Raw genomic sequence first — 12,021 nt, forward strand, 5'->3', positions numbered from 1 at the left:
GATTGTTAGTATGAATCATGAGAGTTACCTCGTGTTTTGTATAAGGATTGGACACCCATATCAAAACCGGTAACTCTCAACCTTGCAAGGTCCAGTGTCAGATCAAGTCGCGACTAATACAGATAAAAATATAATAACCGTCAATGTGTGAGGCTACCCCCTCAATCGCATTGACCATGCGGTACTTCGTTCCCCACTTTTCCAACGTAAAAATTTCGGTTGGGTCGTAAGGCAATTGCACCGTTTTACCTTTGACGATGGTGTGCTGAGACGCCAGGGTGACGTTCAACCTCAGATGTAAACTCTCTAGCGCATCTTGTAATGTGGTTCCATCTTTGGCGATCACATGATTTAACGTGGCCCGTATCCCCGCCGTTATGCACCATGGGGATTTCTGCACCGCAGGGACCGGCTTTCGTTTACAGTAATGTGTATTAGTCACAGAGACGATTTTACGTATCAGGCTGTTCAAAGATATGCGTCGCAAGTAATGATCCCTGACCACGGCCCATCTGCCTGAAACACCAGAAAGGCTCACGATATGAACCGCAATGCCTGACATCATAGGAGGGGTCACTTGTGACCCTTTGTCACGTCATCATCACTTTGCCTTTCCTGAGGCGATCGCGTTAATGGACCGCACCAGCGCTGTGCCAGCGTACAAGCCAGCACTACCAACACCCAACTCATCAGGGTCGCCGCGATCAAATCCTGCGGCCAGTGCATGCCCAACGCCAAACGACTGACCATCACCCCCGACGCCCACACCATCAATACCACCACGGTTTTATAGTGCCGCCGCGCCCACAACAACCCTACCGCCAGCAACGCCCAGGTTGCCGCGAACAGGGTATGTCCTGACGGGAAGGCGAAACCCGTTTCAAATTGCCAATGGGCGCGCAGCCATTCAGGTATCTGCGTCTGCGCGCTCAGTTGTTCCGCCACCAGCCGCGCGCGCTCGGGGCGCGGCAAAGAATAGAAATAGCGTTCATCGACCTGATACGCTTTTTCCAACCAGACCACAAAGGGGCGCGGCTCCTGAAGCCGCTCTTTAATTAACGACTTCAGGCCCTGACCTACCAGTACAGTCAGTGCCATGATTGCCAGCACGCCCAGGGCCGGTTTGAAACGAAAACGTAAGCACCACAGAAACCAGAGCACCAACAGCGCGCTGGTCACTATCCCCCAGGGGCGCGTCACTGTTTCCGTGACCCAGAACAGTCCGCGCAGCCAAAGTCCCTGTGTTTCGGGTTGCCATTGCCAGCCGCTCAACCCTACGGCAACGGGCAATATCAGCAAAATTCCCGCACCGAGGGCAGTGCGTTTGGCAATGTCGTACATAGCTTCCCCTGTTTCACCTTTCACTCACAAACGCTGAAAAACACGGTTAAAGAGTGGGTGTAAATCGCAAATTATTCATAAATTTATCACGAAATCTCCCCGCCTTCGTCAATGGAACGTAAACTACTCCATCGTTATGTCAGTACCTGTGCTGCTGTACAGGCATCGTGTTGTGATAAAAACCGGATGAACACATGCAGAGCACTTGCATGCTTTGCGTTTGGTTTTATTCCGCAATGGCGTTTTTACTGGTTAATTGCGTTATCCGGCAGTAGGATATGCGCAATCTTTTTGTGTTGGAGATGTAAAATGCAGCTTAAACGGGTGGCCGAAGCAAAATTACCCACCCCCTGGGGCGATTTCCTCATGGTAGGATTCGAAGAGTTAGCCACAGGACACGATCACCTCGCGCTGGTTTTCGGTGATATCTCCGGTCCAGCGCCTGTTCTGGCACGTGTCCATTCCGAATGTTTAACCGGTGATGCATTGTTCAGCTTGCGCTGCGATTGCGGATTCCAACTGGAAGCCGCATTGTGCCATATTGCTGAAGAGGGGCGTGGTGTGCTGCTCTATCACCGACAAGAAGGGCGTAATATCGGCTTGTTGAACAAGATTCGCGCCTATGCGTTACAAGATCTGGGGGCCGATACCGTCGAAGCAAATCATCAACTCGGGTTTGCGGCCGATGAGCGCGATTTCACGCTATGTGCGGATATGTTCAAGCTGTTGGGCGTGAATGAAGTACGTTTGCTGACCAACAATCCGCAAAAAGTAAAAATCCTCAATGATGCAGGCATCAACATTGTTGAACGAGTGCCGTTAGTCGTGGGACGCAACCCTAAAAATGAGCGCTATCTGGCAACCAAAGCAGCCAAAATGGGCCATATGTTGGATCTCCCTCCGCGTTAATGTGTGTCTATAGCGACTTGCCGCTATCAACAACACGCTGACGTTGCTATCGGGGCCTTCGGGCCCCGATATTTCCGCCTACTGCTCATCACAACATCTTGCGAATGACGTAGTGCAAAATACCGCCGTGCTGATAATAGGTCAGCTCATTACGGGTATCGCGATACGGCATCGAGTTTGAATAACCTGCGCGTGTCCCTGACTGTCCGTGAGGGTGACGTCCACCGTAGCACCCGGCGTCAAGGCTTGCAGGCCCGCTATCGAGATACGCTCTTCACCCGCCAGCCCTAAGGTTTTACGCGTCACGCCGGGGGCAAACTCCAGCGGTAAAATCCCCATGCCAATCAAGTTGGAGAGGTGGATGCGCTCAAACGACTCCGCAATCACCACTCTGACCCCGAGCAACCGCGGCCCTTTTGCCGCCCAGTCGCGGCTGGAACCCGAGCCGTACTCTTTTTTCCGGCAATCAACGCCAACGCTACCTGTTCATCCTGATAGCACATAGCCGCATCGTAAATGGCCATAACGTTTTGTGAGGGGATATGCCGCGTGTAGCCCCCTTCCGTGCCCGGCACCATCTCATTGCGGATGCGTACATTGGCGAATGTGCCGCGCATCATCACCTCATGGTTACCCCGACGTGAACCGTAGGAGTTAAAATCCTCCACGCTGACCCCGCGATCGAGCAGGTAACGGCCCGCCGGGCTCTCTTTTTTGATGCTGCCCGCAGGAGAAATATGGTCGGTGGTAACCGAATCCCCCAGCAGAGCAAGAATTCGCGCCCCGTGAATATCCTGTATCGGATCGGGGTCTTTGCCCATGATGGTAAAAAACGGGGTTTCACGAATATAGGTAGAATCCTGCGGCCATTTGTAGGTGGGGTTATCCCCTACGTCTATCGCCTGCCACTCGGGCGTACCTTCAAAAACAGCAGCGTACTCTTTATGAAACAGGTCAACGCTGACATGCTGCACCGCGTCGGAAACTTCCTTCTCCGAGGGCCAGATATCTTTCAAGAACACTGGTTCACCATTGTGCCCTACGCCCAGCGGATCGCGGGTCAAATCGAGCGTCATATTGCCCGCCAATGCATAAGCGACCACCAACGGCGGCGAAGCCAGCCAATTGGTTTTCACCAGCGGGTGGATGCGTCCCTCAAAGTTACGGTTGCCCGAGAGAACGGCACCAACCGTCAAGTCGGCGGCTTTAATCGCCTGTTCTATTGGTTCCGGCAATGGCCCTGAGTTACCAATACAGGTGGTACAGCCGCCATACCCTACCAGTTGAAACCCCAGCGCATCGAGATAAGGCATTAATCCCGCTTTGGCGAAATAATCTGGAACCACTTTGGAACCAGGTGCCAGCGAGGTCTTCACCCAAGGTTTACGTCGCAGGCCGCGCTCTACCGCGTGCTTTGCCAACAACCCCGCAGCCATCAACACGCTAGGATTGGAGGTATTGGTGCATGAGGTGATCGCCGCAATCACGACAGCTCCCTGCCGTAGCGAGAAGGTTTCATCCGCCCATGTCACGTCAACCGCGTCTGCCTCCGCTTTGCCACTGCTGACACCCAGTTCGCGGCTGGCGGTAAACGCGGCGGGCACCTGTGCCAACGCGACGCGATCCTGTGGGCGCTTTGGCACCGCCAGACTGGTTTCCACCGTCCCCATATCCAACGCCAGCTGACTGGTAAAACGGGGTTCGTCCCCGGGATGCCGCCACAAGCCCTGCGCTTTGCTGTAAACTTCTACCAGCGCTATCTGTTCGTCGCTGCGGTTGGTTAAGCGCAAATAGGCCAGAGTGACATCGTCGATGGGGAAAAAGCCGCAGGTGGCACCATATTCGGGTGCCATGTTGGCAATGGTTGCCCGGTCCGCCAGGGCCAGGTTGTCCAGTCCATCGCCGTAAAATTCAACAAATTTTCCGACAACGCCGTGCTTACGCAGCATTTGCGTAACGGTAAGCACCAGGTCGGTTGCCGTGATCCCCTCCCCCAGCTTTCCGCTGAGTTTGAAACCCACCACATCCGGCAACAACATCGAAACCGGTTGTCCTAACATGGCGGCTTCGGCTTCAATACCACCAACGCCCCACCCCGGTACACCTAACCCGTTGATCATGGTGGTATGTGAATCAGTACCAACCAGCGTGTCAGGATAGGCGATAGTTTTGTCCTCTACGGTTTCACACCACACGGCGTTAGCCAAATACTCCAGATTGACCTGATGGCAAATGCCAGTGCCCGGTGGCACCACACGGAAATGACGAAACGCCTTTTGCCCCCAGCGTAAAAACTGGTAACGCTCATGGTTACGCGTCATCTCAAGCCGCGTGTTTTCTACCAGCGCCTGCGGATTGCCAAAATGGTCAACCGTCACCGAATGATCTATCACCAGATCGACGGGTGAAAGTGGATTCACCCTGTTAACCTCTCCCCCCAGACGGTGCACTGCATTGCGCATTGCCGCCAAATCCACCACGGCAGGTACGCCGGTAAAATCCTGCATCAGCACGCGTGAAGGACGGTATGCAATTTCGCGATCCGAATGGCCGTGTTCCAACCACGCGGATACCGCGTCGAGATCCGCTTGTTGCACCGTCTCGCCATCGAGATAACGCAACAAGTTCTCCAGCAGCACGGCCAGAGACTTCGGTAATTTTTTTAATGAGCCTAACGATTTTTCAGCCTGTGACAGGCTGTAGTAGTGATAAGTCTGTTGCCGGACATTGAGCCTATCCAGATAGGCGTTGTGTAGCGCCTGTGACATGCTGCCTCCCAATGGCTTGACAGGTTATCGATATTATTGCACCGCCATGTCACAGGAGAGAGAGATATCCCGCTGCTTCATACGGTCTTGTTTAAAGATAACACAAACAAAAAATAACGTTTTAGTAACAAGGAGATTATTCAGCTATCACTGCAATCATCGTTATAAATCGGGCGTTTCTGACACATTCAGGCAAAAGCGAGTACAAATGCGTAAAAACATCGTTTACTTATTGTCAGTAATATGAATTTTTTATATCACAATCTAATTGCGAGTGATCGCACACCTTGTTGAATTGATTTCGGGCACGATAGAGGGTGGTTGGGGCGTTTGAAACACACCACGGTCTGGCGCATTACTTTGTGGAAAGGGTCTTCCGCTCTCCATGTCTTAATCTAATGATAAGAAGGAGTTGTTCATGAAGTTGTATTATACAGCAGGAAGTTGTTCTCTTTTTCCCCACATTGTTTTACGCGAGGCCGGTCAAGATTTCACGTTAGAAAGTGTCGATATTAAAAAGAAAAAAACGGCTGGCGGTAAGGATTTTACGGCTATCAACCCGAAAGGGATGGTGCCGGTACTTCAATTGGATGATGGTACGGTGCTCACGGAAGGCGTCGCCATCGCGCAGTACATTGCGGATAAAGTGCCCGAATCCAACCTGATTGCACCGATAGGCACCATGGCGCGTTATCACTGTGTTGAGTGGCTCAACTATATTTCCGCCGAACTGCACAAAACGTTTACCCCCATTTTTCGTCCAGGCACACCAGAAACCTACAAGGAACTGCTACAGGAATACCTTCAGGTTCGTTTCCGCTATATCAACATCGTGCTCAGTGAACAAAACTATCTGGTGGGAAATCGTTTTTCCGTCGCGGATGCATATCTGTTTACCGTGATGCGGTGGGCGCAGTCGTTAAAGCTCGATATGTTCCGCTATCCGGCGCTGGCTGCTTATCTCGACCATATTGCAGAACGCCCGGCAGTATTGACGGCATTGAAGGTTGAACGATTGAAAGGGTAAGAGAGAGTGCGGCACCCAAGGATGCCGCCTAACGCGCCATTAACCGAGGCGTTCCGCCTGAAAATGATGGCGTGGGTTGGCAATGCCATCTTGTGCCGCCACCAATTGCAGTTCGTACTCGTCCATCTCCTTGGTCACCAGCATCACTTCATATACCGCTGCCGTGGTGTGCTCCAGCGCCTTATCTAACGCAACGCCTTTGAGCAGGTTCACCAGTAACAGGCCGCTGGTCAAATCACCTACACCAACAGGCTGACGTTCGAATTCCACCAGCGGACGGCGGATATGCCAGGCGTCAGTAGGCGTAACCAGCGTCAGCACGGCGTGCTGAGCGGCTGAGGTGTTTAACTAACACGATTTTCGGTCCGCGTTCACAGAGCTGACGCGCTGCGGCAACGGCCTCATCCACATTGTGCACCGTCACACCAGCCAGAAGTTCCAGTTCCGGCAGGTTCGGCGCAATCACATCGGCTGCCAGCAGCGACTGGTTACAGTGGAAACCCGAAACACCGGGTGCCACAAAACAACCTTTCTCGGGCGTGCCCATCACCGGATCGCAAAAATAGATCGCCTGCGGATTCGCCGCTTTAACCTGAAACCTGACGGACGATATCCAGAATGCTGGCGCCCTGCTCGGGGGAACCGATATAGCCACTCAGCACCGCATCGCAGCGCGCCAGTCTGTCAATATTGGCAATCCCCTGCACAATGTCGGTCAAATGACTGGCGTCCATCACACTGCCGGTCCACTGCCCATACTGCGTATGATTGGAGAATTGCACCGTATTGAGCGGACAAACGTTTGCGCCCATACGCCGCATCGGAAACTCTGCGGCACTGTTCCCTGCATGTCCAAAAACCACATTGGACTGAATAGAAAGAATGTTTTTTATTTATCAACAACCTGACCTTGCTTATCACTGACCTCGGAGTATTACCAAGAATAAAAGGTAGCCTTCGCTCCCTTGTGCATGCTGTTTCCTTATGCCGTCCAACAAATCAGGCAGTAGTGCTTTTTACCACGGCGTAGCAACGTATAGCGGTCAAACAGACGATCGCTGTCCGCGAAGGCATACTCAGGATTAGACTGTTTTTCGCCGTTAATAGTCACCGCATTTGAGGCGATCATGGTACGCGCCTGACCACGAGAAGGGACCAGTTCAGCCGTTACCAACGCCTGCTGCAAGTCAGCATCACGCCCCAGTTCAATAACAGGCATGCCATCCTGTGCCAACTGGGCAAAGTCATTCTCTGTCAGCGCATTCAGTGCACCTGAGAACAGGCTCTGAGTAATGCGCTGCGCCGCTTGCAGCCCCTCTTCGCCGTGCACCATACGCGTGACGTTTTCTGCCAGCACATACTGGGCGCGTGGCGCCTTGCCTCTGTTTTTGTCCTCTTCTTCCAGCGCCGTAATTTCTTCAATGCTGAGGAAGGTAAAGAACTTCAGGAAGCGATAAACATCCGCATCGGCGGTGTTGATCCAAAATTGGTAGAATTTGTACGGGCTGGTTTTCTTGGCATCCAACCAGACTGCGCCGCCTTCAGTTTTACCAAATTTGGTACCTTCTGATTTGGTGATCAACGGAACAGTCAGGCCGAACACCGTATTCTGGTGCAAGCGACGGGTCAGATCGATCCCGGAGGTAATATTACCCCATTGGTCAGAGCCGCCGATCTGCAACGCAACGCCATATTTTTCGTTCAACGCCGCGAAATCATATCCTTGCAACAGGTTGTAAGAAAACTCGGTAAAAGAGATACCCACATCATCACGGTTCAAACGCTGTTTCACCGCTTCGCGGTTAATCATCTGGTTAACAGAGAAGTGCTTACCGATATCGCGCAGGAAAGTCAGCACGTTCATGCCTCCGAACCAGTCATAGTTGTTCGCCATGACAGCGCTATTGTCGCCGCAATCAAAATCCAGGAACGGCGACACCTGATCGCGAATCTTCTCAACCCACTCGCCCACGGTTTCGCTGGTATTGAGTTTACGCTCTGTGGCTTTAAAGCTCGGATCGCCGATAAGTCCAGTGGCTCCACCGACCAATGCCACGGGCTTGTGTCCCGCAAGCTGAAAGCGACGCAGGCACAACAGCGGCACCAGATGCCCCAAATGCAAGCTGTCAGCGGTCGGATCGAAACCGCAATACAGTGCAATTGGCCCCTGCGCCAGCTGCTCTGCTAACGCGTTTTCGTCCGTTACCTGAGCAACCAGGCCCCGCTCTTGCAATTGTTGAATCAGGTTACCACTCGCCATCAATAGCTCCATTTTCGTAAAATAAACGATGTTTAAAAAACCGTATTCCAAGGGAAATAACGTAACGTCATAGAATAAAGTGCCCCCGAGGGGAGCGCCAGTATTTAAAGGGGATATTTGCTACAATTCGCAGCACTTAAGGTGCCAGACGATCGATTTGCCAGTTATCACCGTCGCGCTGGTAGAGAAAGCGGTCATGCAGGCGATGCGCCCCGCCCTGCCAAAATTCGACAGTATCAATGACCACGCGGTATCCGCCCCAAAAGCTCGGTAACGGCACCTCGCCTTTCATGAATTTTTGTTTCAGTTCTAAAAACTTGCTTTCCAGCACGCCACGGGCCGATATGCGGCTCGATTGTTGTGAAACCCAAGCGCCTATCTGGCTCTCTTTCGGTCGGCTGTGGAAATATTTCAACACCTCGATGGTGGATAAACGTTCAGCATGCCCCGTCACAATCACCTGACGATCCAGGCTGTGCCAGGGAAACAGTAAACTGATACGCGAATTCAGCGCCAGATGCTGTGCCTTGCGACTGCCCAGATTGGTGTAAAACACCATACCTTGCTCATCGACGTGTTTGAGCAACACGATGCGCTGGTATGGTTGGCCCTGCTCATCGACGGTAGCAACGCACATCGCGGTAGGATCGGACAGGCGCGCATCGCATGCCTGCTTGAGCCACTTATCAAACAAACCGAGTGGGTTGGCGGTCAATTCATTGCGGCGTAAACCGCCACGGGTATATTCGCGTCTGACGTCCGCAATTTCATCTTCGGTCGGAAATGCGGCGGAGGGAAGTGAAGTGTTGTCCTGTGTCATAACATCCTGCTGTGGTGTGTCGGGACGAAAATCATCATTCCATTCTGCGCCCACAGCGGGAAAATCTCAATGTCAAGGCGCATTCTGTAGGAGGCAATCATCCGCAATGATGTGTCCGCTACGCTCGATAAAGGCGCGTTCCCCCTTGCTCCAGAAGGTATACCGGTTATTACTGTATTTGGTGCCTGAGGCAGAAACCACCTGCGGAAGTTGCAGGCGCTCGCCATCCAGCAGGAAATGCACTTCCGCAGGCTGGATATCCTGTTTCAGCGTCACGGTGAGCGGCAGGGTGCCACACTGATAATGCAGCGTTTTTACCGGTGCCTGCCGGTTAAAACCGCTACAGCCGGACAGAATCATAAGCCCTAACAGCACGCCAGCGCGGCCCGATAGCAGTATTTTCATTGTTACGTTCCCGTTGTTACCTGTCTTAAAGTTATCTCCACATGACCACGACACAGCCTGTCGAGTCACCGATAACAACAGTGTAACAACGGGTTTTACAACGACCTCTCAGCAAAATCTGATTAGTCGTTCAGAACGGGAAAAATCGCCCCCAATATCGTCGTTTTGCTGGCACCGGTCACTGACGGCAGATTCCCGGGCAGTCCCGACAAGGTGCGCGCAGCGAGCCAGGCAAAAGCCAGCGCCTCCATATCGTCGCCATTCACGCCACACTCATCGGTGGTATTGACCTCAATGCCAGGCATCAATGCGGACAGAGGCGCCATCAACAGGGGATTGCGCGCCCCACCGCCGCACACCAGCACACGTTCACAGCCTCCCGTTAACAGCACCTGGTCGGCAATGCTGACGGCGGTTAGCTCCGCCAGTGTGGCCTGCACATCCTGAGGCGCAAGGGCGCCATAACCGGCAAGCTGCTTTTCCAGCCAGCCCAGATTAAAGTATTCACGCCCGGTGCTTTTAGGGGCAGGTAAAGCGAAATAGGGATCGACCAGCATGCGGCGCAGCAAGGAGACGTTAACCTGTCCGGTTGCCGCCCACTGCGCGTCTTTATCATAGGGTTGCCCTTGACGACGCCAGATCCAGGCATCCAGCAACATGTTTCCTGGCCCGGTATCATAGCCACGTACCGGACAGTCAGGCGCCAGCAGGGATATGTTGGCAATCCCCCCAATATTGAGCACTACGCGACGTTCATCCGGGTGCATCAACAACGCATAGTGAAAACCCGGCACCAGCGGCGCACCCTGCCCGCCAAGCGCGATGTCACGTCGGCGAAAATCGCCCACCGTTGTGATGCCAGTCAACGCTGCAATCTGGTTGTTATCGCCGATTTGCAGCGTACAAGGCGCGTCACCGACCGGTTCGTGCCACACCGTTTGTCCATGGCAGCCGATCGCCATGATATCGCTGGCATCGAGTTCGGTCTGTTTCAACAGCATTAGCACTGCTTCAGCAAACAGCTTGCCGAGGCGTGTATCCAACTGACCTAACGTAGACAGCGTTACCGCCTGCCCCTGACGTACGTCCAGAATCGCTTGCTTCAATGCCAACGGCATTGGATGACAATAGCTCGCCTACTGCGCGACCGTGTGCTCATCAATCGCTGCAAGAACCACATCGACACCGTCCAGACTGGTGCCCGACATCACTCCGATGTATCTGCCTGATTTCATAACGGTGTATTTCCCATCCCGTACTGTACACGCACACAAAATCCCCATAAACCAAGCTGCACTTGTTTACAAAATAACATTGCGAGCGGGCGAACGGCTCAGGTATTCTTCATTCTACGGCGGATTCGACATCCTATTCTTTGAATGCGCGTTTATTTTGAGGAAAAAAAGGCCATTTTTTGCTATAAAATGAACATATGCGCCAATAGGATGAAAGAGAATAGTGGCAGCAAGGAACTTTAGCCATTTTTCATTATCAATATAATCCTATTATATCAGGGTGAGTTGTGCGCAACGGCCAATTTGGCGTTTCGCAGTGACCGTTTGATAAGCATTACCACGTTAGCCTTCAGTAACGGAAAGCTGACACATTGCGATTACAGGAGTCTTATATATGATGAAGCGTTTACTTGTGATTACTTTAGCCGGTATGACATTGGCGGGCTGTGCCAACACCAGTTCGCTTTCCGGTGACGTTTATCGCGCCTCTGAAGCCAAACAGGTTCGTACTGTAACTTATGGCACCATCGTTTCATTACGACCTGTACAGATTCTGGCTGGCGATGAGAATGGCACCATGGGCGCAATTGGTGGCGCAGTACTGGGTGGGTTCCTGGGTAACACCATCGGTGGCGGCACGGGTCGTTCACTGGCAACCGCAGCAGGCGCGGTGGCGGGTGGCGTAGCGGGGCAAAGTGCACAAGGTGCGATGAACCGCGTTCAAGGCGTCGAGTTGGAAATCCGTCGTGATGATGGTACCACCATCATGGTTGTGCAACGCCAGGGCGATACCCGTTTCAGCGTGGGCCAACGCGTTGCCATGTCCAGCAACGGCCAAAACGTGACTGTAGCACCACGATAAACACGCCTCTATTTTCTGTTATCACCACCGGCACGGTGGTGATAACCTGCATTATTACTTAGATCAATAATGTCACTTCACATGAAAAGTTCATTCGGACACAATGCAGCCTCAATCGTACAGGCATGCTGAACAAATAATTGCATTGGCACAAAACACGTCGGGTACAACACGTTTTTAACGAAAAATAGCACATCGTCTAAAAAAGACGTCAAAAGGTATATCTCCTGCCCAGGCTAAAACCTCACCAGCTTTTTTCAGTAAAAAAACGGCTTTGTTGAATAAATCAGAACTTGTAACGACTGTGCCCCATCGGGTCGATTGTTACGTGATGCGAATACTGTTCGGCATTCCTAATAGCGTGATCCGGTTAAGCGCTTTGACCATCGCCATG

The 12,021-nt window shown here is 52.5% G+C and carries 8 protein-coding genes and 4 pseudogenes; 3 read left to right on the forward strand and 9 right to left on the reverse strand.

Translation table 11 applies throughout. The features are described 5' to 3' along the window. Window positions 1–97: 97 nt before the first annotated feature. Together ACTBDZ_RS10130 and pgpB are read right to left on the reverse strand one after the other, a co-directional pair. On the reverse strand, window positions 98–565 hold the full coding sequence (locus tag ACTBDZ_RS10130; protein WP_438815211.1) for a hypothetical protein: 468 nt from the start codon (window positions 563–565) through the stop codon (window positions 98–100). An 8-nt stretch (window positions 566–573) separates the two neighbouring features. Continuing rightward, a complete protein-coding gene (pgpB, locus tag ACTBDZ_RS10135; protein ID WP_438815212.1) occupies window positions 574–1,341 on the reverse strand; it encodes a phosphatidylglycerophosphatase B in 768 nt (255 codons plus the stop codon). A 309-nt stretch (window positions 1,342–1,650) separates the two neighbouring features. Here pgpB and ribA point away from each other — a divergent pair, with 309 nt between their 5' ends. Further along, window positions 1,651–2,250, forward strand: coding sequence for a GTP cyclohydrolase II (gene ribA, locus ACTBDZ_RS10140; RefSeq protein WP_438815213.1), 600 nt, complete (start codon window positions 1,651–1,653; stop codon window positions 2,248–2,250). A gap of 88 nt (window positions 2,251–2,338) precedes the next feature. Here ribA and acnA read toward each other — a convergent pair. After that, window positions 2,339–5,018, reverse strand: a pseudogene (gene acnA / locus ACTBDZ_RS10145) (aconitate hydratase AcnA). A gap of 418 nt (window positions 5,019–5,436) precedes the next feature. Here acnA and gstA point away from each other — a divergent pair. Next, complete coding sequence (gene gstA / locus ACTBDZ_RS10150) at window positions 5,437–6,045, forward strand: glutathione transferase GstA (RefSeq protein ID WP_438815214.1); 609 nt, start codon at window positions 5,437–5,439, stop codon at window positions 6,043–6,045. A 39-nt stretch (window positions 6,046–6,084) separates the two neighbouring features. Here the strand turns inward: gstA and pdxY are convergent. The 5 genes and pseudogenes from pdxY to anmK form a co-directional block, all read right to left on the reverse strand. Further along, a pseudogene (gene pdxY, locus ACTBDZ_RS10155) lies at window positions 6,085–6,938 on the reverse strand (pyridoxal kinase PdxY). Between the two features lie 89 nt (window positions 6,939–7,027). Further along, complete coding sequence (gene tyrS, locus ACTBDZ_RS10160) at window positions 7,028–8,305, reverse strand: tyrosine--tRNA ligase (protein ID WP_438815215.1); 1,278 nt, start codon at window positions 8,303–8,305, stop codon at window positions 7,028–7,030. A 136-nt stretch (window positions 8,306–8,441) separates the two neighbouring features. Beyond that, window positions 8,442–9,125, reverse strand: coding sequence for a pyridoxamine 5'-phosphate oxidase (gene pdxH / locus ACTBDZ_RS10165; protein ID WP_438815216.1), 684 nt, complete (start codon window positions 9,123–9,125; stop codon window positions 8,442–8,444). Window positions 9,126–9,197: 72 nt separating this feature from the next. Continuing rightward, window positions 9,198–9,530, reverse strand: a complete 333-nt coding sequence (locus tag ACTBDZ_RS10170) for an MliC family protein (RefSeq protein WP_438815217.1) — start codon at window positions 9,528–9,530, stop codon at window positions 9,198–9,200. A gap of 122 nt (window positions 9,531–9,652) precedes the next feature. After that, window positions 9,653–10,765, reverse strand: a pseudogene (anmK, locus tag ACTBDZ_RS10175) (anhydro-N-acetylmuramic acid kinase). A 394-nt stretch (window positions 10,766–11,159) separates the two neighbouring features. Here anmK and ACTBDZ_RS10180 point away from each other — a divergent pair. Continuing rightward, complete coding sequence (locus ACTBDZ_RS10180) at window positions 11,160–11,627, forward strand: glycine zipper 2TM domain-containing protein (RefSeq protein WP_438815218.1); 468 nt, start codon at window positions 11,160–11,162, stop codon at window positions 11,625–11,627. Between the two features lie 324 nt (window positions 11,628–11,951). On the opposite strand, the pseudogene ACTBDZ_RS10185 reads toward ACTBDZ_RS10180, so the two are convergent. Continuing rightward, window positions 11,952–12,021, reverse strand: a pseudogene (locus tag ACTBDZ_RS10185) (surface-adhesin E family protein); the annotation flags it as partial.

It is taken from the genome of Symbiopectobacterium sp. (genome assembly GCF_051710365.1).
Taxonomy (GTDB): domain Bacteria; phylum Pseudomonadota; class Gammaproteobacteria; order Enterobacterales; family Enterobacteriaceae; genus Symbiopectobacterium.